We start from the raw sequence: 21,650 nt of genomic DNA on the forward strand, positions 1-21,650 counted from the left end.
TTTATGTCCTTTACCCAGGCTACTTAATCGTTTTTGGCTATCTCAAATAATTTTTCTTATTAATACAACAACAATGCCCTATGAAAGAAGCGAAGCTCTCTTTCTATAACGTCAAAATATTAAACCATTTAATCAAACAGTTCTAAAATTTTTTCAGGCGGCCGCCCAATCACTGTTTTATCTTTAAATGTAACAATAGGGCGTTGCATTAATATAGGCTCTTTTACCATAGTCTGTAGAATTTTTGCTTCTTCATCCAGTGATAGGCCCAAATCTTTAAAGCGCTTCTCTGTTGTTCGCACAAAATCTTCAAGTTTGAAATGAGAACGCAAACTCCTTAATTGCTCTAAAGTAAGTGGCGTTTTTAAATATTCAATAATTATAGGTTCAAGACCTTCATCCTGTAGTATTTCTAAGGCTTTCCTCGACTTTGAGCAAAGTGGATTATGATAAATAGTAACCTGTTGCATATTATTCATTACTTTTTTAGTTGCGGCTTGTCTAGTATTGATGGATAGTGTTATGAAACAAGCTGCTATTCATCTCCATAGCAGCTTTATATAATAGAGCTCTTGCATAACCAGCATCTTTTACTTTATTGCTGCGTTACAAACGTTTCTGCGGTGCTCATTTACTTCTTGTAAACTTTGCTCCTCGAAACCTTTGCGCCTTGCACTAAAGTAAAATCTACAAGTTATGCAAGAGCTCTAATGAAATTTACTCATCATCCCAGCTTAATGTTCCACCCGCTTGGTACTCAATGACGCGCGTTTCAAAAAAGTTTTTCTCTTTTTTTAAATCCATGATTTCACTCATCCACGGAAATGGATTCTCAGCCCCTGGATATTGCTCAGGTAAACCAATTTGGTTTAAGCGTCGATTGGCTATAAACTGAAGGTACTCTTCAAACATATCGGCATTCATACCTAAAATACCATGGGGCATGGTATCTTTAGCGTAAGTATATTCAAGCTCAACGCCTTCTTTAATTAATTGAATAATCTCTTCTTTAAATTCAGGTGTCCATAAATGAGGATTTTCAATTTTGATTTGATTAATCACATCAATACCAAAATTCATGTGCATGGATTCATCACGTAAAATATATTGGAACTGTTCAGAGGTTCCAACCATCTTATTACGGCGGCCCATTGAAAGAATTTGTGTAAATCCTACATAAAAGAAAATACCCTCAAAAACAACATAAAAAGCAATTAAATCGCGTAATAAGCGTTGATCATTTTCTGGCGTACCTGTATGAAAATTAGGATCACTTAAGCTTTGAGTAAATGGAAGCGCCCATGCTGCTTTTTTAGCAACTGAGGGAATTTCACGATACATATTAAATACAGCGGCTTCATTTAAACCTAGACTCTCAATAATATATTGATAAGCGTGCGTATGAAGTGCTTCTTCAAATGCTTGCCTTAATAAATATTGTCGGCATTCAGGATTGGTAATATGGCGATAAACTGCTAAGACTAAATTGTTTGCAACTAATGAGTCTGCTGTTGAGAAAAATCCTAGGTTACGAAGAATAATTAATCGCTCATCTTCTGTTAAACCATTAGGATCTTTCCATAATGCAACGTCAGGGCTCATGTTAATTTCATTAGGCATCCAATGATTTGCACAAGCTGTTAAGTATTTATCCCAAGCCCAGGTGTATTTAAAAGGGACGAGCTGATTTAAATCAGCTCGGCAGTTGATAATTTGCTTATCATCGACTTGAATACGGCTAGCGCCCATCTCAAGTGGCTCTAGGCCTGTGGCATGTAACACATTTTTGTCAGTAATAGTTTGCTCAATTAACTCTGCCATTTATTTTCCTCCTATTGGCAAGCTTCGCAGTCTGGATCGAGTATTGAACATACTTTAGGTTCTTCGATCTTTACTGCATTTAAAGCGCCATCATGAATAGTTGATTTTTCAGCATTACTAGCCCCTAAACTACGTAAGTAATAAGTTGTTTTTAAGCCACGTAACCATGCTTGTTTATATAGTTGATCAAGCTTTTTACCAGACGGTTTAGCCATATAAATATTTAAAGATTGTGCTTGATCAATCCATTTTTGCCGTCTTGACGCAGCTTCAATTAACCACATTGGATCTACTTCAAAAGCAGTAGCATAGCGTGCTTTAAGCTCTGCTGGAATTCGATTAATTGGCTGCACACTGCCATTGAAGTATTTTAAGTCATTAACCATGACTTCATCCCATAAGTTTAATGCTTTTAATTCAGCAACTAAATAGGGATTAATAACAGTGAACTCGCCTGAAAGGTTAGATTTTACATATAAGTTCTGATAAGTAGGCTCAATAGATTGTGAAACACCGCAAATGTTAGAAATTGTTGCTGTTGGTGCAATAGCCATGACATTTGAGTTACGCATGCCTTGGGTGCGAACTTTAATTCTTAAGCTTTCCCAATCCATGCGTTGCGATCTATCTTGCTCTAAATATTTATCACGCGATTGTTGTAATAAATTAATAGAATCAATAGGTAGAATACCTTTACTCCATAATGAGCCTTCATAACTTGAATAGCTACCTCGTTCTTGAGCGAGTTCACAAGATGCTTCTATCGCGTAATAGCTAATCATTTCCATAGAAACATCAGCAAATTCTACCGCCTCTTGTGAAGTGTAATTAAGTTTCAGTTCATATAGCGCATCTTGAAAACCCATTAACCCTAGGCCGATTGGACGATGTTTTAAGTTAGAATTACGTGCTTGCGGGACAGAATAAAAATTAATGTCAATCACGTTATCTAACATTCGAATTGCTGTTTTAATGGTGCGTTTTAACTTCTCTTCATCAAGTTTGCCATCCGTTAAATGCGCTGGTAAGTTTAAGCTGCCTAAATTGCAAACTGCTATTTCATTGACTGAGGTATTTAGAGTAATCTCTGTACAAAGATTTGAACTATGAACAACACCAGCATGCTGTTGAGGAGAGCGTAAATTACAGGGATCTTTAAAGGTAAGCCATGGGTGGCCAGTTTCAAATAACATCGATAGCATTTTACGCCATAATGTTACAGCGGCAATCGTCTTAGAATTTTTTATTTCACCACGCGCTGTTTTTGCTTCCGCCCTCACATAAGCTGCTTCAAAAGCTTGACCATATACTTCATGTAAATCAGGTACTTCATCAGGTGAGAAAAGTGTCCATTGGCCTTCTTCATGAACACGCTTCATAAATAAGTCAGGAATCCAAACCGCTGTATTCATATCATGAGTACGACGTCTATCATCACCTGTGTTTTTACGTAGCTCAAGAAATTCTTCAACATCACGATGCCAGCATTCAAGATATGCACATACAGCTCCCTTACGCTTGCCGCCTTGATTCACTGCAACAGCTGTGGCATTAACAACATTTAAGAAAGGCACAACACCTTGGGATTTACCATTAGTGCCTTTAATATGAGATCCCATAGCACGCACTGGTGTCCAATCATTACCTAAGCCACCGGCAAATTTAGACAATAAAGCGTTATCTTTAATGGCGCTGTAGATGCCATCTAGATGATCTGGAACAGTCGTTAGATAGCAACTCGATAATTGCGGCCTAACAGTACCTGAATTAAAAAGAGTAGGTGTAGAAGACATATAGTCAAATGAAGATAGCAGTAAATAAAATTCAATTGCTTTTTCTTCTTTGTCTTGCTCACGAATAGCAAGTCCCATGGCCACTCGCATAAAAAAGGCTTGTGGTAATTCATAGCGTATGCCACTTTCATGAATAAAATAACGATCATAGAGTGTTTGTAAACTTAGATAAGTAAACTTCATATCTCGTTGTGGCAATAAAGCCTTGGCCAATTTATCTAAATTAAATTCACCTAATTTGCTATCAAGTATCCCTTGCTTAATCCCTTGTCCAATAAACACTTTGAAATAAGAAGGATAAAGCTTGGCCATTTCATCAAAGGTTGCTTCAGTCTGAATGTTGAGTTTATTTAAAGCTTCGCTGCGTAAACTATCGAGCAGTAAACGCGCTGTAACATAAGTATAGTTTGGCTCTTTTTCTACTAAAGTACGCGCAGCCATAATGAGTGCACGATGTACATCTTCTAGTTTTGCTTGGTTATAAAGATTACGTAGGGCATCTTTAACAACAGGATCAGGATTAACATTTTCGAGATCACGGCAGGCTTCTTGTACAATGGTGTTTACTCTGGTCATGTCTAATGGTCTAGCTTCACCATCAGGCATTATGATTAGTGGAACTTTACTATCTTTGGCTTGTTGTTGTTTTGCAGCTTCGCGCGCTTTTCGATGTTCTTCTCGATAAAGGACATAAGCACGAGCTACTTTATAGTGGTGATTGCGCATCAATGCCAATTCAACTTGATCTTGAATATCTTCAATATGAATTGTCCCGCCTGCAGGTTGGCGGCGTTTAAGCGCTGATGTAATTTGTTGAGTAATTTCCTCAATTTGTTGATGAATACGATTAGATGCTACTGCATTATTGCCTTCTTCAGCAATAAATGCCTTGGTAATAGCTACTTTAATTTTACTGTCATCATAACTAACTACTTTGCCATTGCGTTTAATTACTTTAAGTACGCCTGGCGCATTTGTAGTTAGCTCAATTTGATTGATATAAGGCATAGTATCTACCGTTTGTTCTGACATAGGTTCTCCATTCTATTTAATGAAGAAATCATAACTTAAGTATAGCACAAACACAACATATAGCGTTATGTTTAACTTTTGTTAACTATATATTGTGTTTTTCCTGTAAAAAACTTGTGGATAACTTGTAGATAGATGAGAAATCCTTTTTAAAACAAAGCTTAAAACCACTAGTCTAATTGACTAAAAGAAATTTTTTAGTACTGCAGTAAGTATCACTTTTATAGTTATAGTATTCCACAGTTAAGTCATTAATAGATTAAAACCAAAATAATTTTTTGCATAAAAATAGTCTTTAAATAAAATTAAAATGTCGCAAAGATAAAGCTCTACAAAGAGCTATCTAATTACTTTAGAGAAAATTAGCTATATTTAAAGAAAAGTAAACTATAAAACCTCTTATGATAAAAAAATTACTCTTTGGTGTATTTTTTTATATTTCTACTTTTAGTTCCACTACTTTTGCAGTAGTTAAAATAGGGACCTTAGAGTTTGACCCGCCATTCGTTACAAATGATCAGCATCTTGTTGCTGCAGGGTTTGATATTGAGCTAATGACAAATATTTGTAATAAATTAAATTGGCAATGTAAATTTGTTGCTTTCAAAGATTACAATAATTTATTAACAGCACTTATTAATCGCGATATTGATTATGCAGTAAGTGGAATCGTTATTACGCCTTTAGAAAATCCAAATCTACTTTTTAGCCTGCCTTATTTATTAAGTGCTGGTACGTTTGTAACACTAAAATCAAATACGCAAATAGCTGATTTAACTTCTCTAGTGAATAAAAAAGTTGGCGTTTTAGCTGGCCGTGGATATGGTGAATACTTAAGACAAAATGGGGCTTTAAGTATGACTATTGTAGATTATCATGATCAAATGGATTTATTTGATGCATTGTATAATGGGAAAGTTGACGCAATTTTTATGAATAATTATACGGCCATGTATCTACTGCATCGTTTCCCAAATTATGTAAAACTTATTAATACCTGCATCAATTTTGCTAGTGGAATTGGTATCTTAAGTCGAGTTGATAACAAAGATAATCTCGATAAGATTAATGCACTATTAACCCAATTTGAGTCGGATGGTACTTTTGTAAAATTGTATAATTATCATTTTGCATTCTTTATTAAGCAATAGACTTCTTTCTAAACTCTACTGCAACGGCCAATTTGCAGGCCGCGGCAGTGCTCGAATCCTCATGTACTCTATGTACACTCCGGTTCTGCGCGCTGGCGCAACCTGCAACTTAGCGCGCAGCGAGTTTCGAAAGAAGTCTAATAATGCTAACTTTCACGCCCATGGCAGTTTTTATATTTTTTATTACTTCCACAGGGGCAGGGCTTATTGCGGGAAATAGGAGTTTTTCTTAATTTGCTCGGTTTTAAAGAATCAGTGTAAAACCATTTACCCTGAAATTTACGAAATTCACTTTTTTCATGAATGTATTGTGTCTTCCCGTTTAATTCATAGGAAGCAATAAATTCGACAAACTTGCAGTCATCTTGCTTAACTTCAGGATACGTATTAATGATTTCTAAGCCAATCCATCTAACCTGTTTCGCCCAATTTTGAGCTTCAACTTCATTAAAATTGCTTAAAGGCTTTCCATACATAGTTGCCTTAATATAGTCAATATTTGCTTTAGTGTATGCTGTGTAGCGAGAACGCATAAGTTTTTCTGGAGTAGGCGCTGCCTGGCCTTGTTCAATATAAAGTCCACAGCAGTCTAAATAAGAGTATGATGAGCCACAAGGACAAAAAGAATTCATATTTTATAGTATAACAAGTCGTAAAAGAGCATTTTAATCGAAAGAAATTTTTTTAAATAGGCTTTATTAGAGGATTAAAATTTTAAATATATTAGTATGCTCACTTAAAACCTTCTATTCAGTTAATTGCATAGTTTGCTTTTACTTTTTTATCATTGACTATTGAAAATTTAATCTCATAAGGGTTAATTTTACAATTTGCAATTTCAAAATTTTTTGTTAACATTTTTTAATTTATTAATATCAATTATGGAGAATTAAATATGCCTATTATTGATAAAACCCGTTTACAAAAAAAAGAAAAGATTAAAGTAGAAATTAATAGCGATATCTTTAATAAAATAACTGATTATTGTGAGTGGGCAAATATTAGTGATGTTGGATTTTTTATTGAAGAAGCTGCTAATTTTGTATTTGCAAAAGATAAAGACTGGAAACAATACAATAAAGCTAATAAAAAGAAACGACTTGTTGCAAAATAAATTACGGCTTGATCCAGCACCTCTTCTAAATAGATATTAAAGTAAAGCTAAGCATTGAAATCAGATGAATCATTAGTTTTATGAATTCATACAATTGTAAGTTCAATCTATACCTACTCTAACTAAGCGGTATTATCAATAAGATTTTTCAAAAATTTCTTGACAGTCCGTTAGAGCCTCATTAAACTGCCAATCTCTTTTGGGGCTATAGCTCAGCTGGGAGAGCGCTTGCATGGCATGCAAGAGGTCGGCGGTTCGATCCCGCCTAGCTCCACCACCATTAACGTTAGTTTTTGGTGGGAAAAACTTAGGTCCCCATCGTCTAGAGGCCTAGGACATCGCCCTTTCACGGCGGTAACAGGGGTTCGAATCCCCTTGGGGACGCCATTTTGGCGTAGGTAAGCTTTATATATTTTAATAGTTTTAGGTCCCCATCGTCTAGAGGCCTAGGACATCGCCCTTTCACGGCGGTAACAGGGGTTCGAATCCCCTTGGGGACGCCAACTTTGTTGGAATTATTAATAAAACTCTATAGTTAATATCCTTTATTTTAAATAAATAATACCAAGTATTTTCATCTAAAGTTTATTTTGCCTTTCGTCTATCAATTTATTCTAAAAATCATCCATTTAAGCTTAATAAAACTTTAATGTTATTCTTAACCATTTCCTGAAACTGCTCTTTATATTGATAATTTATAAATAAATTGATAAAATTGATCTAAATTTAATCTAAAAGGGTGATATTATGAAGCGGAAAACAGAACCTACCAATACAAGAAAAAAGCGTAAGATAACAAATACCAAAGCAGGGAAGGGATATAAGAATGATGAAACATTTGCTTATGGCACAGCAGTAAATGAAATTCCAAAAAAAAGACTCTTGGTATTAGACGATTATGCATTTGATATTGAAGAACTTGATCAATTAGAAGAGAAGGATCTATTCACTAACATGCATACACAAAGCGAATTTAGTGAAGAAGCAAAACAAACTCTAGCATCATGCCGTGCGCTAAGAGATAAAGTACAAAGGCTATTATCAAAAACGGTTCTTTCTGAGTCACTTATGAAAAGTGTATATGATCTAGCAATAACCTTACTTAAGTACGGCGATAGTAAGGAGAGTGAAGAGGCCTTATATAATTTTCAATTACTACTTGATTCTCATCCCAAGGAAAAAAATGCATTATTAAATTTTGTTATTCAAATGGCCGTTTATAATCCCAGAGCTCGCACCGATATCCTGTCCAAAATGACTTTCGGAAAAATTTATTCCCAACTAAGCGATGGTGATTTCTGCGTAAGGGCTGCTGGAAATTGGTTTGTACAAGCTGTTAGGATGACTTATCCTGCAATGGTAAATGAAGAAGAGGTTAAGATTCTAAACAAGCAAGGGATACAAGCGCAGATGTTTACTTTTTTCGTGCAGAACAGAGTTACAGCTACGCAATTCAATCCTATTCAAGCACCAGGAACTATGCAAAGAGAGCTAGATGAGATAATGAAAAAAACCAAGGAAAATCAGGAAGAATTACTAAAGATCGTTAATAGTTTATAAGGGCAGTAAGTTGGACCACTTTGGCTCTTTTACATTAAGCCAACGTTGCTTATAACCGCTCAAAAATGATTCGAGTATTAAATCCAAAAAGCCGTTCATGCATACGGTGTGCATATTCGTCTGTCATATTGGCAATATAATCACATACGATACGAAGGGCGGTATTTTCATCCGTTGCGTTTTGATATAATTTTCTATTTTTATGATCTAGGAGAGCACCTGGATTTAAGCTGATTGCTTCAAATAAGCGAAGTACTACTGTCTGACCGCCGTATTCGAAGATACGTGCCTCTTGTGAGTCATAACATGTTGGTAGATACATTGTCTTAAATAATCTAATAAGTTTGCTGCTTCTGGCTGTAATATTTCAATAAAATATTTTCAAAGCCGACATGGGTAACTTTTACCGAAGTGGCAGTAATAAAATAATTAACCATTTCACCAATGGTCTGTTTACGCCGCCTTACAATCTATTAGATTAAAGTTTTTTTAAATAGAGCAGATATAAGGATAAGGAAAGTCTAGGGTATATCCCCATACAGATAAAGGGAGGGTAGGCTATGAATTCTCGCTTAGTCATTTATGTTGGTTTAAGTATGCTAGCCTCTTGTGTACGGATAACAGATACGCCCTATCCAGCAGCTTATACTTATTCCGGATATGATGATATGAGGTATTACTCACAAATATACTCACAAGGTGTAAACTATAAGGAGTATAATGATATTAATGATAATAATATGCTGTCTTCTACCCGTGAGGTAAAAGTACCAGAATCTTATCATGTTGGTGCTTATCATTCACCAACCAGAGCTAAAGACCGTGATAGGAGTTGGGTCAGTAGTCAGAATCCACTAGGATATACCATTGAACTTGCAGATGAAGAAAAGCCAGCTCAAGTTGCCAAGAAATTACATCTAGCGCCTAAGCATGATCGTATGGCAGAAATTAAATATCAGCGTGATGGTAGAGATTATTATAAAGGTTTATACGGTAGTTACTCAAGTAAACAAGAAGCAGAGAATGCTTTAAATAATCTACCTCCAGAGCTAAAGCAAGGAGCAAATATAAAAGATTGGAGCTCAATTCAAAGTTCGGCTAGTGATTAATTAACGTGAGTTCGATATAAAAGAGCTAAAAGCTCTTTTATATCGCTAAACGAACGTTATCAAGAATAAACAGATTCGACATAAAGCTATTTGATAGCTTTTGTATCGGGTTCGAGTTCACATTAATTTAAGCCGCTTTGCTTGCAATAATAACCGTTAGTTTAACCAAGCCAGGCGTGCTTGTTCTTTCAATCATGACTTGTTTTAAGGTTATTGCATAACGGCTATTTAATTGCCATAACCAAACTAAAAAAAGCTTATAGGGAACCGCATCAAAAGATAGTTGAATATCACCCTGGCTTGTTTGCTGCAATTGATAAGGTAATTTTTGGAATTTTTGATTTTGACTAGTTAATTCAGTAGCAATAATGCTCAATAATTTACTACTAGAAACAGCTTGTAAATGTTGACTATTAGGTAATTGTTGCCTGACTTGTTGCATCCAAACTAACGTTTCACGTTTTTCTTTAAGTCGCTTTTCTTTCTCACTCACAGCGGATGTAATGGGTGAATAGATTAATAAATAAAATAGATAAATGATTACACAAGTAAGTCCTAATCCTACTAGCCACCTTTCTCGCTCATTTAAGTTATTCCAATAATTCATCATAGACTTAGCTCCAAAACCCCTACAACCCGGCCATCTTTGGAGGAGGCTTGGGTTTGTCGTACGTTAATTCGTTTGCGTTGCAGGCTAGTTTGTAATCCTTCAAGCGAATTAAAATCATTGCTGATGACAGTTATTTGCATTATTTGATTTTGAAATCTTAATTGTTCAATGGTTGAATTATTACTAGTAAGCGCTTCTGTTAATTCGTTTAGTAAAACCCAAAAATTATTATCAGTGTTACTGTGGCCTTTAAGTAATTGGCTGATACGAAACCGAGGACTAATAACTTGTTGTGCTTGAGGAAAAAATTGGCGATAAATGGTAGAAATTTGACTATCTACGGCAGTTAATTTGGTATTAAGCGAGTGAATCTTAAGGCCTGTAAGCGTCAGTAAACTAATTAACCATAATAGTGTCATAGTAGCAGCGGCATAATACCATTTTTTTACTTTGCTAGTAGTTGGGTTATGACTAAAGGGTCCCTGACACAAATTAAGCAGGTGATGAGTTTGTAGACGTTTAGCAATCCATACTAAAGGGTCTTCATTAATGAATAATGATTGAGGTATGGTTATGGCTGGATTTTCATCAAAAATATAAACAGTTAAGTCTGCTGGTAGTTGTTTTAGATAGACTTTTGCTAATTCTAAATTTAATAAGCCGTTAAAGGCTAAATCATCATGAACTAATAGATTATTATTAATAAGACACGCTTCTTTATTCTCTAAGGCAAACCAGTCAAGGGTAAAAGAGTTAAAGCGAATACCATTATTATCAAGTTGAGAAATAATTTGGGTTAAATAACTCTTTTTACAGACCACTACTAAGTAATGGCCTTGATGGTAATATTGCTTATCGAAACTAAAGTGTAATTCTTCAACATTTTCTGCTAATTTTTCTTCTAAAGCATAAGGAATTGCAGCGCGAGCTTTTTTTTCTGGTAGCCAGGCTAACTCTACCTGATGAAAACTAAAATATTCTGAGGGAGCAACGGCGATTACTTTTGTAGAAGTGGATTGCAACTGTTGAATTTCCATGAAGCTACGTTGAGCCAATGGTGCGTCAAGATTACCCTGTGCATTTAAACTTAAGCTTAGACAGCCTTCATCAGTTAAATATTTTATAAATAGAAAACAGGTAGACACACTCATCCTTGTTCGTTTATCGGTACTGTATCAAAAAAAGTGTACCGAGAAAATTTAAAATGACCAAAATAGCTTTAAAGGTTTAGTATTACGCAGCCATTAGCGCTAAGAGAGTTCCTTCAACTCTTTTAGAGTAGACTTTTTAGAAACTCTACTACAGAGGCGCATTGCTTTGTTGATACGGTGCTCGAATCCTCATGTACTCAGTGTACATTTCGGTTCTGCGCTCCGTGTCTCCTCGCACTGCACTCTCTATAGCGAGTTTCCGAAGAAGTCTATTGAACTAAACATAAGCTGATTTTTTCATCGTTAAATTCACCCATTGATGCTGTAATTCTTGGGCAAGTAAATAAACAGCAAGCGCATATTGCGGGCTACTATTATAACGAGTAATAACATAAAAATTGGGATAAGTAAGCCAGTATTCAGCACCTTTAGCTGTATCGAGAGCAATTAAGCCAACTTTATTAGGTTGAATTTTAATTTTAGCTAATGGCTGAACGCCAGCTGCTAAAAGTTGTTTAGGTGCATAAACAGCATCCTTGTAATTTGTGTTAATTCGCTTAACTAGGTTACTACTAGTAACTCGTGCTGGTAGAGCAACGTCTTGATGTAAATTCCAACCATGTTTGTGAAAATAATTAGCAACACTGGCAATAACAGCCTGATCATCATTCATGAGATCTTTTTTAGTATTTCCTGAAAAGTCTGCTGCATAATAGCGATAACTGCTTGGCATAAATTGAGGTTTACCCATCGCACCTGCGTAAGAACCAAAATATTGAGTAGGTGGTACGTTATGTTCGCGGCAAAGCAATAAATATTCAGAAAGTTCTTTAGTAAAGAAGGCAGAGCGTTTTGGATAATTGAAGGCTAAAGTCGCTAAGGCATCAAGTACACGGTAGTTTCCCTGATGTTTACCATATAAAGTCTCAATACCAATGATAGCAACGATAACACTGGCAGGAACGTGATACTGTTTCTCAGCTTGCATCAAAGTCTGTTGATTTGCCCTCCAGAATTCAATACCGCCCTGAATACGTTGCTGAGTTAAAAAGAGTTGTTTATATATATCCCAAGGTTTTTTCTCATAAGGTTTTTCCATTGACTCAATGATCTGTGGTTGAATTTGTACATCCTTTATCACTTGCATAATATAATGTTTGTTAAAACCATGCGTTTTAACCATAAAATCAACAAATTTTTGTACATCTGGACGTTCAATAAGCGCTTGATCAGCATAACTGTTATAAGAATTAAAAAAAGTAAGTAGGGTAAAACTAAATGCTAAAATTAAACGCATGGTATTCCTTCTATTTAAAAAAGATATTTTATGCAAGAAATTTAGTGACAACAATGGCTCTTATGGACTTTATTTAGTATAAAACTAAATACACTGTAAAACAGTCTTTCTGCAAGCCAATTAATAAGCTAGAATAGGACCATTTTTAATAATAGGTTTTTTCAATTGAGCGACTTAGCGCGAATTCGTAATTTTTCAATTATTGCTCATATTGATCATGGCAAATCCACACTAGCTGATCGATTTATCCAAATTTGTGGTGGCTTAACCGAACGTGAGATGGCTGAGCAGGTTCTTGACTCAATGGATATTGAGCGTGAACGAGGCATCACCATTAAAGCGCAATGCGTTTCTTTAAATTATAAAGCACGGGATGGTAAGACATATTTACTGAATTTTATTGATACCCCTGGCCACGTTGATTTTAGTTATGAAGTATCTCGATCTCTTGCTGCCTGCGAGGGAGCTATTTTAGTGGTTGATGCCGCTCAAGGCGTAGAAGCGCAGACAGTTGCTGTGTGTTACACAGCTATTGAGCAGAATTTGGAAGTTTTACCTGTGCTTAATAAGATTGATTTGCCGCAAGCAGAGCCTGAGCGCGTGATTAATGAAATCGAAGATATTATTGGTCTTGAAGCGCATCATGCAATTCATGCAAGTGCTAAAAGTGGAAGTGGTGTTGAAGAGGTATTAGAAGCGCTGGTCAAATATATTCCCCCACCACAAGGGGATACGGATATACCGCTTCAAGCTTTAATCATTGATTCCTGGTTTGACAGCTATCTTGGTGTGGTCTCTCTTGTTCGTATTGTTAATGGGACTTTACGCAGAGGGGATAAAATCCGGGTTATGTCAACTGGACGAGCCTATGAAACTGATCAAATAGGCATTTTTACACCTAAGCGGACAAAAAAAGATATTTTACAGGCTGGTGAGGTAGGTTATGTTGTTGCTGGAATTAAAGATATTCACGGTGCACCAGTAGGGGATACGCTAACCTTGGAAAAATTTCAAGCAAAAGAGCCGCTTCCCGGATTTAAACGCGTAAAACCGCAAGTTTACGCAGGACTTTTTCCAATTAGCGCCGATGATTTTGAAGCATTTCGTGAGGCGTTAGCTAAATTAAGTTTAAATGACGCATCGCTATTTTATGAACCTGAATCATCAGAGGCGCTAGGTTTCGGTTTTCGCTGTGGGTTTTTAGGCATGCTTCATATGGAGATTGTGCAAGAGCGCTTAGAGCGAGAGTACAATCTTGATTTAATTTCAACTGCACCTACTGTCGTTTATAAAGTCATTACTACAAAGGGTGAAACATTGATGATTGATAACCCATCTCAATTACCGCCCACGCAACAAGTCAAACAAATGTTTGAGCCTATTGTTCGAGCCAATATTTTAGTGCCAAATGATTACTTAGGACAAATAATTACCTTATGTATCGAAAGGCGAGGGGTGCAAGTCAATATGACTTATAGTGGACGTCAGGTCTCTGTTACTTATGATTTACCGATGAGTGAGGTTGTGTCAGACTTTTTTGACCGCTTAAAATCAGTCAGTAGAGGTTATGCTTCATTGGATTATAATTTTTTACGTTTTGATGAGGCAGATTTAGTGAAATTAGATGTGCTTATTAATGGCGAAAAGGTCGATGCGTTGGCGGTAATTGTGCATCGTAGTGCTGCCCAATCTCGAGGTAGAGCACTAACAGATAAAATGCGAGAATTAATACCAAGACAAATGTTTGATGTCGCTATTCAAGCTGCGCTAGGAAGTCATATCATTGCTCGCCAGACTGTCAAAGCCCTACGTAAGAATGTAACTGCAAAGTGCTATGGCGGTGATATAACTCGGAAACGTAAGCTACTTGAAAAGCAAAAAGCAGGTAAAAAGCGCATGAAGCAAGTTGGTCACGTTGAAATACCACAGGAAGCATTTATGGCTGTATTTCAAACAGATAGAAAAAAGTAATCGTTTAAATAACAGTTAATGAACTTTTATGTAAGTTTCCTAGGTTAATTTTTTATTAGGAAAATAAATATGAATTTTGCTCTATTATTAGTTATTCTTTCATTTGTGAGCGGTATTATTTATCTATTAGATATCTTAGTTTGGGAAAAGAAAAGAGCGCCTAATCAGAAACCTAACAAAATTATTGAATATGCACGCTCATTTTTTCCAGTTTTTTTTATTGTTTTACTATTGCGCTCATTTTTAATTGAGCCTTTTAGAATACCATCCGGCTCTTTAGAGCCAACTTTATTAGTAGGTGATTTTTTAGCTGTTAACAAATTTGCTTATGGGCTTCGTCTTCCTGTGATAGAGAAAAAATTTATTCCTATTGCTAACCCTAAGCGTGGAGAAATTGCTGTTTTTCGTTGGCCACCTGATCCAACTTATGATTACATAAAACGTGTAATTGGAGTCCCAGGTGACAAAGTTGCTTATCATAACAAAGTACTAACTATCAATGGTAAAGAGATGAAACAAACTTTTGTTGAACGGACAATCGATGAGAGTTCAGGTAGAGCAGTTAATAAGTATCGTGAAAATCTTAATGGCGTTGAGCATGATATTTATGTTCGCCCTGATGTGGCTGCTTATGATTTTGAAATAGAAGTCCCTAAAGGGCAGTATTTTATGATGGGTGATAATCGTGATGATAGCGCAGATAGTCGTTATTGGGGATTTGTATCGGATGAATACTTACGGGGTAAAGCATTTTTAGTTTGGATGAGTTGGAATGGAAAAACAGATAGTATTAGATGGTCGAAACTAGGACATTTAATTCGATAAGGATGAACAATGAATAAACAAAAAGGGATTACCTTGATTGGCTTTCTGCTTACGGCAATAGCAATTGTACTAATTGGTATTCTAGTTATGCGTATAGTGCCTGTGTACATTCAAAATTATGAAGTTAAGAGTTCGATTAAAGCGTTAGGTAATATAAAAGATGATGAGCCCGTAGATGCTGGTACGTTAAAACAAAAGTTAATGAATCAACTTTATATTAATGGGATCAATGATATTCCTGCTGAGAATATAAGTGTCACACCAACTGATCAGGAAAATCGTTATCTTGTAACGGTCAAATATGATGTTATAAGGCCAGTTATTTCTAATATAAAACTTTTATTTAATTTTAACGAGTCACAAGAGGTTACGGTTGGTTCCCATTGATTTAGCTCGACTTTGTCGAAAAATAGATTATCAGTTTAAAAACATAGCTTACTTAAAGCAAGCTTTAACTCATTGTAGTGCTAGTACGGCAAATAATGAGCGGCTTGAATTTTTAGGAGATTCCATCCTAAGTTTTGTTATTGCTCATGCACTTTTTAATCGCTTTGGCCAAGAGAGCGAAGGTCAGTTAAGTCGGTTACGTGCTTTCTTGGTAAAGGGAGAAACACTTGCTGAAATTGCAGCAGAACTAGGGCTAGGAGATTATTTATTCCTCGGTCAAGGTGAGCTAAAAAGTGGTGGCTTTCGTCGTGCTTCTATCTTGGCTGATGCACTCGAGGCTGTGTTTGCAGCGGTCTACTTAGATGGCGGAATGGAAGCTTGTCAAAGCCTTATTCTTAAATTATATGCTTCTCGTTTAGAAAATAAAGAATTACAGACAAATTTAAAGGATGCTAAAACACAATTACAAGAATTTCTACAAGCTAGGAAAAAACCTTTACCTGAATATACTCTACTTAAAATAGAGGGTGAAGAGCATGAGCAGATTTTTTATATTTCTTGTACAGTAAACGGAATTGCTAAAAGCACAATTGGCTCTGGATCAAACCGGCGTAGGGCGGAGCAGGAAGCAGCTAAAGAGCTATTACATTTTTTGAAGAAATAAATAAGCACAAACTCGCAGAGAAGATAAAACCTAATAAGTATCCCAGGTAAATAGTAAGCTTATTATTTAGTTTATCACTTAGGCCTGTAATCATAGTCACCTATTGATGCATTAGAGGTCGAAGAAATATTTAAATCCAGCGTTTGTTTTAAGAGCGTGTTTAACCCTATTCTTAAGCTATCAGGTGCACTCTCTTGTATTAGATTTAAATTATTCTTTTGATTAACACCTAAAGTAGGCAAAAGTTTCTTTTGGTAAGATCCTTTAATAGAATTATCCTTATATCCCGTATTAGTATTATGTATGGATAAATTCTCTTCTCGAAAGTGCATACTTTGAAAATCTTCAATATAATAAGGTGCATAATGATGATTAAAAAAGGCTAAATAATTTTGCCATCCAAGTTCACGACGTCCAGCAAATTCTGGATCAACTACTGCTTGCTGAGCAAAAAATTGATGATAATTAGGGGGAGGCGCTAAATGTTTAGGTTTAGGGGCTGTAATATTATAGCCAGGCACAAGCTCTAAAGAATCTGCTGCAGGGCCTACTACCTCATGAATACTATGAAATCCACCGCCAACAATATAAGCAACTATTGCTGATAAATAATTCTTTTTTAATTCTTCATTCTCAAAGTTAGCTAACATTTCCATCTGAGCTAAAAGCAGGCTGGCCATACCTGAAGGGCCGGCAACATACACGGCATCGTTTTCTATTAAATCAAGCACATAAGGAGAACTATAATCTGCCGGCTGACTTTTGCAATCAGCTGCCCATGAGGAAGAGTGGGTTGGCAGTCCAACAGCAAATTGCTCTTGATTTTGCAACAAAAGACCTAATTGTTGTGTACGAGTTTTATCAAACTGGCCCGCTCTTCCTCGATCACGGGTTACTGTAAATAATTTAGATTTATAAATATGAATATCTGAGATATAAGCGCGCGTCTGCCAACCTTCTTTTCCCTCTTTAGCTAAACCTTCTGAAAAAAATGTTTTAGGCTCCCCTTGCCAAAATTGTGCGATTATCTCAGCCAATTTTCCTACAGGTTTTCTTGCTGGCGCTTGTCTTAGGGGTATTTCACGTATTAAATTGAGCATAAATTTAAAATGAATACCCATTATCTCAATAAGCTGATTAGGATTATTTTCCTTTAATATTTTTTTTATTTCATCTAAGGACGGTGATTGTTTAAAAGCGCCGAATGCGATAACGTTAGATTGCTCATTAAATTTATCTAATCGTTGTTGCGTAAAGTCACCGCTTTTTTCTAAGTCATCAATTACTTTAAGTAACTCGCCTGAGACTCGTCCTACAGTATACATCATCGCTTGAGTTGGGTTTAACAAAAGAGCAATACTTAATTCTGACTCTAATCGCCGCGCTAACGGATTTTGATATTTTTCTTCTACAGTTTGCTGATAGCTATTTGCTGGTAAATCTACCTGCAGCCTGCTAAATAAATATTGCAATTTTTTATCTATTGATAATAAAGAACCTGTCGCTTCAAGATCCTTAAGATAATTTGCAACCACTATTGGTTCTTGCTCATAATTTTCTAGAGCTATTTTTACTTTTTCAATGCATTCGCTAAGAGCAATCTCATAATTTGAATTTACTCTTTTTTTATTTAAATCCTGCTTAGTTTCTAGCAACAGAGAAAGAGTATAAGAATAAGCTTCGGTTTTAGATTTAAAATTCATCAGTTATAGAGAGAAATTAAAAAAAGCTAAATTTACTTTAATAAACTTAATATAATATTAAATGTATTTGTGCAAATCTAACTGAGTAAATTAAAAATAGCTAGTATGTTATTTATTTAAACTCAAAACATCTACAAAGCTAAATTTCATATAACATATAGAGTCTTATCTCAGTTCTTTTTATGTTGAGTAATTAATTTAGCGCTTTAGCGATTAAGAAGAAGTTTATCTTTTATGCGATTACTTAAGGGCTTAGTTTAGCGCTATAAAGTTAATAAGTTAAGCCTATTCACTCATTTCTTCTAATAGAGATGCAATATTTAACCATTCTTCTTCGGCAAGCTGTAAATAGTTCTTAACGTCTTGTTGTTCTTTTAAAAGAGACTGCAGTTTTGTAGAGTTATTGCCTGTATAAAGTGTCTCATCCGCTAAGTCGTTTTGTAATGAATTTAAGCGCTGTTGATAGTTAGAAGTTTGTTGCTCGAGTTTTTTCAACTTATTTTGCAGGTTTTTACGTTCTTTATAAAGATTATTGCTTGTGTTTTCTTGAGCTACTTGATTTTTTCGAGCTGTTTTATCAGATAGCCAAATAAAATAATCATCTAAATCACCTTTAAAGGGCTGTACTAGTTTATTGTAAACTAAATAATACTCATCAACGGCACTGCGCAGAAGATGTCTGTCATGAGAAATTAAAATTAAAGCACCTTCATAGCTTTGTAAGGCAATTTCTATTGCAGAGCGCATACTTAAATCAAGATGATTAGTCGGCTCATCAAGTAGTAAGAGGTTAGGTTTTTGCCAAACTAATTTAGCTAAGGCTAAGCGTGCTTTTTCACCACCCGAAAAGTAATGAATAGCATTGACAGCCATATCGCCTATAAAATTAAAGCCGCCTAAAAAATCGCGAATACTTTGCTCAGTTGCAGTAGGGGAGAGCGCTTGAATTGTTTCAAGTGGGCTTAAGTTGGGGTTTAATTCTTCTAACTGGTGTTGAGCATAATAACCAATTTTTAAGTGTGCAGAGGATAAAATCTCACCTTTAAGAGGCAAAAGATTTCCTGTAAGCGTTTTAATTAATGTTGATTTTCCTTCCCCATTAGGTCCTAATAACCCTAACCGTGCGCCTGAATTAATTATTAAATTAATTTGCTCTAGAACGGACGTATTTGCTGTATAACCAGCGGTGACCTGCTCGCAGCGAATAAGAGAAGAGGTCGCTTTAGGGCATGGGAAAAATTCAAAGCAAAAGGGTGAATCGACCTGTGCTTGCGCGATAACTTCCATCTTTTCAATCATTTTAAGTCGGCTTTGTGCTTGCTTTGCTTTTGTCGCTTTAGCCCGAAAACGATTAACAAAAGACATCAAATGATTAATTTTATCTTGCTGCTTTACAAACGTTGCCTGTTGTAGAGCTAGCTTTTGCGCGCGTGCCTGTTCAAATTTACTGTAATTACCTGTATAAAGAAAGGTATTTTGTTGCTCAATATGAAGAATATGCGTTACAAACGCATCAAGAAATTCACGGTCGTGAGAAATAACAATAATACTGCTAGGACTTTGTCTAAGCCATCTTTCAAGCCAGAAAATAGCTTCCATATCTAAGTGATTGGTTGGCTCATCAAGCAAAATTAAATCTGCAGGGTTCATCAAACAACGGGCAAGGCTTAAGCGCATGCGCCAGCCGCCTGAGAAACTATTGACTGGCTGTTGTTGCTCTTTAAATTTAAAGCCAAGGCCATCCATAATTGCTGCAGCTTTGGCAGGTTTACTATAGCCGCCTGTTTGGCCTAGTTGCTCATGACAGGAAAGTACCTGCGCATCATTTTTAGTAGCTTCCGCCTCTTTTAAGCGTTGTTGTAAAAGAAAATAGTCCTCATCGCCCGCAAGAATAAAATCTAGCGCTGTTTCTTCACTATCAGGTAATTGTTGAGAAAGATGGCTGATATGTAACTGAGGATTAAGCTGACACTCACCTTCGTCAGCAGTAATCTGTCCTAAAATTAAGCTAAAAAGGCTCGATTTACCGCAGCCATTATTACCTACTAAACCAATTTTTTGTTTCTCATGCAATGCCAATGAGGCTTGTTTAAGTAAAACTTTATTACCTTGTGAAAGGGTAACTTGGCGTAGAGATAACATACAATTAATACTCAATAATAATTAAATTAGACTTCTTCGGAAACTCTACTACAAAGGCGCATTGCTTCGTCAATACGGTGCTCGAATCCTCATGTAATTTAAGTATACACTCCGTCCGGTTCTGCGCTCCGTGTCTCCTCGCACTGCACTCTCTATAGCGAGTTTCCGAAGAAGTCTATTATTATAGCAGTGCCATCAAAGGATTTATAGTCAGCAAATACCTTAAGGGTTAAAGCAGATAAAAGATGCTAAACAGGGATGATAAGGCTATAATATGGCCAATTTGATTAACAGGTTGGTTGATGAATAGGCAAGATTTTTATTTTGATTTACCTGAGGAACTTATTGCTCAATACCCTTTAGAAAATCGTCGTGACTCACGCTTATTACTTTATAATAAGCAAGAGCAGACCTATAATCATCATCAGTTTAGTTATCTTCCCAAGCTTTTAGAGTCTGGCGATCTTTTAGTGTTGAATAATACTAAGGTCATTCCAGCCCGTTTCTTTGGTGTAAAGGAAACAGGCGGGCGGGTTGAGTTTCTAATTGAACGTATTCAAGATGATCATCATTTTCTGACCCATATTAAAGCGAGCAAAGCACCTCGCGCGGGCATGACTATTTTTCTAAATTCTAATTGGCAGGTGCAAATAATTGCAAAAGTTGATGATCTCTATCGCTGTTATGTGGACGGTAACATTGACACTATTTTAGAAGAAATTGGCCATATTCCTTTGCCGCCTTATATAATGCGACCTGATGAACTTAGAGATAAAGAACGCTATCAGACTGTCTATGCTAAGCATAAAGGTTCCGTGGCAGCCCCTACCGCAGGTCTTCATTTTGATGATTATGTTTTAACGCAATTAAAAGACCAAGGAATAAAGGTAGGTTACTGCACATTACATGTAGGGGCCGGGACATTTAGGCCAGTTCGCTGTAATAATATTACTGAACATAAAATGCATAAAGAGCAGTATGATATTAGCGAATCACTATGTGAGCTTGTTAATCAAACTAAGTCGCAAGGTAGGCGGGTGATTGCTGTTGGTACAACTTCAATGCGTAGCCTTGAAAGTGCTGCTCAAAAAGGGCATTTAAAACCAGGTAAACAAGAAACCGATATTTTTATTTATCCAGGTTATGAGTTTAAGCTTTGTGACGGTTTAATTACCAATTTCCATCTGCCTGAATCAACTTTATTGATGTTAGTAGCCGCATTCATTGGTTACAGTCAAACAATGGCTTTATATAAGGAAGCCATTGCTAAACAATATCGCTTTTTTAGTTACGGCGATGCTTGTTTATTATTGTAAATGG

Annotated in this window: 18 protein-coding genes, 3 tRNA genes and 1 pseudogene; 12 read left to right on the forward strand and 10 right to left on the reverse strand. The window is 36.0% G+C overall.

What is annotated here, in order from left to right:
• Nucleotides 1-128: 128 nt before the first annotated feature.
• The 3 genes from arsC to ACQUW5_RS07960 all read right to left on the reverse strand — a co-directional run bounded on the left by arsC (nucleotide 129) and on the right by ACQUW5_RS07960 (nucleotide 4,622).
• Nucleotides 129-470, reverse strand: a complete 342-nt coding sequence (gene arsC / locus ACQUW5_RS07950; RefSeq protein WP_444990703.1) for an arsenate reductase (glutaredoxin) — start codon at nucleotides 468-470, stop codon at nucleotides 129-131.
• A 247-nt stretch (nucleotides 471-717) separates the two neighbouring features.
• Nucleotides 718-1,821, reverse strand: a complete 1,104-nt coding sequence (locus ACQUW5_RS07955; protein ID WP_444990704.1) for a ribonucleotide-diphosphate reductase subunit beta — start codon at nucleotides 1,819-1,821, stop codon at nucleotides 718-720.
• 11 nt (nucleotides 1,822-1,832) lie between these two features.
• Nucleotides 1,833-4,622 (reverse strand): ribonucleoside-diphosphate reductase subunit alpha, encoded by a 2,790-nt coding sequence (locus tag ACQUW5_RS07960; protein WP_444990831.1) that lies wholly within the window; start codon nucleotides 4,620-4,622, stop codon nucleotides 1,833-1,835.
• A gap of 425 nt (nucleotides 4,623-5,047) precedes the next feature.
• On the opposite strand from ACQUW5_RS07960, the gene ACQUW5_RS07965 reads away from it, so the two are divergent.
• Nucleotides 5,048-5,797 (forward strand): transporter substrate-binding domain-containing protein, encoded by a 750-nt coding sequence (locus tag ACQUW5_RS07965; protein ID WP_444990705.1) that lies wholly within the window; start codon nucleotides 5,048-5,050, stop codon nucleotides 5,795-5,797.
• Nucleotides 5,798-5,943: 146 nt separating this feature from the next.
• Here the strand turns inward: ACQUW5_RS07965 and ACQUW5_RS07970 are convergent, their stop codons facing one another.
• On the reverse strand, nucleotides 5,944-6,429 hold the full coding sequence (locus ACQUW5_RS07970) for a YchJ family protein (protein WP_444990706.1): 486 nt from the start codon (nucleotides 6,427-6,429) through the stop codon (nucleotides 5,944-5,946).
• Nucleotides 6,430-6,692: 263 nt separating this feature from the next.
• Between ACQUW5_RS07970 and ACQUW5_RS07975 the strand changes: the two genes are divergently transcribed.
• The 5 genes from ACQUW5_RS07975 to ACQUW5_RS07995 all read left to right on the forward strand — a co-directional run bounded on the left by ACQUW5_RS07975 (nucleotide 6,693) and on the right by ACQUW5_RS07995 (nucleotide 8,471).
• On the forward strand, nucleotides 6,693-6,911 hold the full coding sequence (locus ACQUW5_RS07975; protein ID WP_444990707.1) for a hypothetical protein: 219 nt from the start codon (nucleotides 6,693-6,695) through the stop codon (nucleotides 6,909-6,911).
• Between the two features lie 201 nt (nucleotides 6,912-7,112).
• Nucleotides 7,113-7,188 (forward strand) — tRNA-Ala (locus ACQUW5_RS07980).
• A gap of 34 nt (nucleotides 7,189-7,222) precedes the next feature.
• Nucleotides 7,223-7,298, forward strand: a tRNA-Glu gene (locus ACQUW5_RS07985).
• Nucleotides 7,299-7,338: 40 nt separating this feature from the next.
• Nucleotides 7,339-7,414, forward strand: a tRNA-Glu gene (locus ACQUW5_RS07990).
• A gap of 244 nt (nucleotides 7,415-7,658) precedes the next feature.
• Nucleotides 7,659-8,471 carry a hypothetical protein gene (locus ACQUW5_RS07995; protein WP_444990708.1) on the forward strand — a complete coding sequence of 271 codons (813 nt, stop codon included), beginning with the start codon at nucleotides 7,659-7,661 and terminating at the stop codon, nucleotides 8,469-8,471.
• A 49-nt stretch (nucleotides 8,472-8,520) separates the two neighbouring features.
• On the opposite strand, the pseudogene ACQUW5_RS08000 reads toward ACQUW5_RS07995, so the two are convergent.
• Nucleotides 8,521-8,929, reverse strand: a pseudogene (locus tag ACQUW5_RS08000) (anti-phage deoxyguanosine triphosphatase); the annotation flags it as partial.
• 102 nt (nucleotides 8,930-9,031) lie between these two features.
• Here ACQUW5_RS08000 and ACQUW5_RS08005 point away from each other — a divergent pair.
• Nucleotides 9,032-9,580, forward strand: a complete 549-nt coding sequence (locus ACQUW5_RS08005) for an SPOR domain-containing protein (RefSeq protein WP_444990709.1) — start codon at nucleotides 9,032-9,034, stop codon at nucleotides 9,578-9,580.
• Between the two features lie 127 nt (nucleotides 9,581-9,707).
• On the opposite strand, the gene ACQUW5_RS08010 is transcribed toward ACQUW5_RS08005, so the two are convergent.
• The 3 genes from ACQUW5_RS08010 to mltB form a co-directional block, all read right to left on the reverse strand.
• Nucleotides 9,708-10,190 (reverse strand): type II secretion system protein M, encoded by a 483-nt coding sequence (locus ACQUW5_RS08010; protein WP_444990710.1) that lies wholly within the window; start codon nucleotides 10,188-10,190, stop codon nucleotides 9,708-9,710.
• Complete coding sequence (gene gspL / locus ACQUW5_RS08015) at nucleotides 10,187-11,335, reverse strand: type II secretion system protein GspL (protein ID WP_444990711.1); 1,149 nt, start codon at nucleotides 11,333-11,335, stop codon at nucleotides 10,187-10,189. The genes ACQUW5_RS08010 and gspL overlap by 4 nt, the downstream gene beginning before the upstream one ends.
• 283 nt (nucleotides 11,336-11,618) lie before the next feature.
• Complete coding sequence (gene mltB / locus ACQUW5_RS08020) at nucleotides 11,619-12,638, reverse strand: lytic murein transglycosylase B (RefSeq protein ID WP_444990712.1); 1,020 nt, start codon at nucleotides 12,636-12,638, stop codon at nucleotides 11,619-11,621.
• 141 nt (nucleotides 12,639-12,779) lie between these two features.
• On the opposite strand from mltB, the gene lepA reads away from it, so the two are divergent.
• From lepA to rnc, 4 genes are all read left to right on the forward strand, one after another.
• Complete coding sequence (lepA, locus tag ACQUW5_RS08025; protein WP_444990832.1) at nucleotides 12,780-14,609, forward strand: translation elongation factor 4; 1,830 nt, start codon at nucleotides 12,780-12,782, stop codon at nucleotides 14,607-14,609.
• Nucleotides 14,610-14,678: 69 nt separating this feature from the next.
• Nucleotides 14,679-15,434 carry a signal peptidase I gene (lepB, locus tag ACQUW5_RS08030; protein WP_444990713.1) on the forward strand — a complete coding sequence of 252 codons (756 nt, stop codon included), beginning with the start codon at nucleotides 14,679-14,681 and terminating at the stop codon, nucleotides 15,432-15,434.
• A 9-nt stretch (nucleotides 15,435-15,443) separates the two neighbouring features.
• Nucleotides 15,444-15,821: a DUF4845 domain-containing protein gene (locus ACQUW5_RS08035; protein WP_444990714.1), complete on the forward strand. Its 378-nt coding sequence runs from the start codon at nucleotides 15,444-15,446 to the stop codon at nucleotides 15,819-15,821.
• Nucleotides 15,817-16,485 carry a ribonuclease III gene (rnc, locus tag ACQUW5_RS08040; protein ID WP_444990834.1) on the forward strand — a complete coding sequence of 223 codons (669 nt, stop codon included), beginning with the start codon at nucleotides 15,817-15,819 and terminating at the stop codon, nucleotides 16,483-16,485. The genes ACQUW5_RS08035 and rnc overlap by 5 nt, the downstream gene beginning before the upstream one ends.
• Nucleotides 16,486-16,559: 74 nt before the next feature.
• On the opposite strand, the gene ACQUW5_RS08045 is transcribed toward rnc, so the two are convergent.
• A complete protein-coding gene (locus ACQUW5_RS08045; RefSeq protein ID WP_444990715.1) occupies nucleotides 16,560-18,188 on the reverse strand; it encodes a hypothetical protein in 1,629 nt (542 codons plus the stop codon).
• A 285-nt stretch (nucleotides 18,189-18,473) separates the two neighbouring features.
• Nucleotides 18,474-20,330 (reverse strand): ABC-F family ATP-binding cassette domain-containing protein, encoded by a 1,857-nt coding sequence (locus ACQUW5_RS08050; RefSeq protein ID WP_444990716.1) that lies wholly within the window; start codon nucleotides 20,328-20,330, stop codon nucleotides 18,474-18,476.
• A 302-nt stretch (nucleotides 20,331-20,632) separates the two neighbouring features.
• On the opposite strand from ACQUW5_RS08050, the gene queA reads away from it, so the two are divergent.
• Nucleotides 20,633-21,646 (forward strand): tRNA preQ1(34) S-adenosylmethionine ribosyltransferase-isomerase QueA, encoded by a 1,014-nt coding sequence (gene queA / locus ACQUW5_RS08055; protein WP_444990717.1) that lies wholly within the window; start codon nucleotides 20,633-20,635, stop codon nucleotides 21,644-21,646.
• Nucleotides 21,647-21,650: the final 4 nt, after the last annotated feature.

The organism is Legionella pelazae (assembly GCF_052527395.1).

Excerpts from the sequence above, each read along its gene's own strand:
- ACQUW5_RS07995 (WP_444990708.1), top strand. The coding sequence starts at position 7,659 with ATGAAGCGGAAAACAGAACCTACCAATACAAGAAAAAAGCGTAAGATA.
- ACQUW5_RS07970 (WP_444990706.1), bottom strand. The coding sequence starts at position 6,429 with ATGAATTCTTTTTGTCCTTGTGGCTCATCATACTCTTATTTAGACTGC.
- ACQUW5_RS08045 (WP_444990715.1), bottom strand. The coding sequence starts at position 18,188 with ATGAATTTTAAATCTAAAACCGAAGCTTATTCTTATACTCTTTCTCTG.
- ACQUW5_RS08035 (WP_444990714.1), top strand. The coding sequence starts at position 15,444 with ATGAATAAACAAAAAGGGATTACCTTGATTGGCTTTCTGCTTACGGCA.
- lepB (WP_444990713.1), top strand. The coding sequence starts at position 14,679 with ATGAATTTTGCTCTATTATTAGTTATTCTTTCATTTGTGAGCGGTATT.
- ACQUW5_RS07975 (WP_444990707.1), top strand. The coding sequence starts at position 6,693 with ATGCCTATTATTGATAAAACCCGTTTACAAAAAAAAGAAAAGATTAAA.
- ACQUW5_RS07965 (WP_444990705.1), top strand. The coding sequence starts at position 5,048 with ATGATAAAAAAATTACTCTTTGGTGTATTTTTTTATATTTCTACTTTT.
- mltB (WP_444990712.1), bottom strand. The coding sequence starts at position 12,638 with ATGCGTTTAATTTTAGCATTTAGTTTTACCCTACTTACTTTTTTTAAT.
- ACQUW5_RS08050 (WP_444990716.1), bottom strand. The coding sequence starts at position 20,330 with ATGTTATCTCTACGCCAAGTTACCCTTTCACAAGGTAATAAAGTTTTA.
- arsC (WP_444990703.1), bottom strand. The coding sequence starts at position 470 with ATGCAACAGGTTACTATTTATCATAATCCACTTTGCTCAAAGTCGAGG.
- ACQUW5_RS07960 (WP_444990831.1), bottom strand. The coding sequence starts at position 4,622 with ATGCCTTATATCAATCAAATTGAGCTAACTACAAATGCGCCAGGCGTA.
- queA (WP_444990717.1), top strand. The coding sequence starts at position 20,633 with ATGAATAGGCAAGATTTTTATTTTGATTTACCTGAGGAACTTATTGCT.
- ACQUW5_RS08010 (WP_444990710.1), bottom strand. The coding sequence starts at position 10,190 with ATGATGAATTATTGGAATAACTTAAATGAGCGAGAAAGGTGGCTAGTA.
- ACQUW5_RS08005 (WP_444990709.1), top strand. The coding sequence starts at position 9,032 with ATGAATTCTCGCTTAGTCATTTATGTTGGTTTAAGTATGCTAGCCTCT.
- ACQUW5_RS07955 (WP_444990704.1), bottom strand. The coding sequence starts at position 1,821 with ATGGCAGAGTTAATTGAGCAAACTATTACTGACAAAAATGTGTTACAT.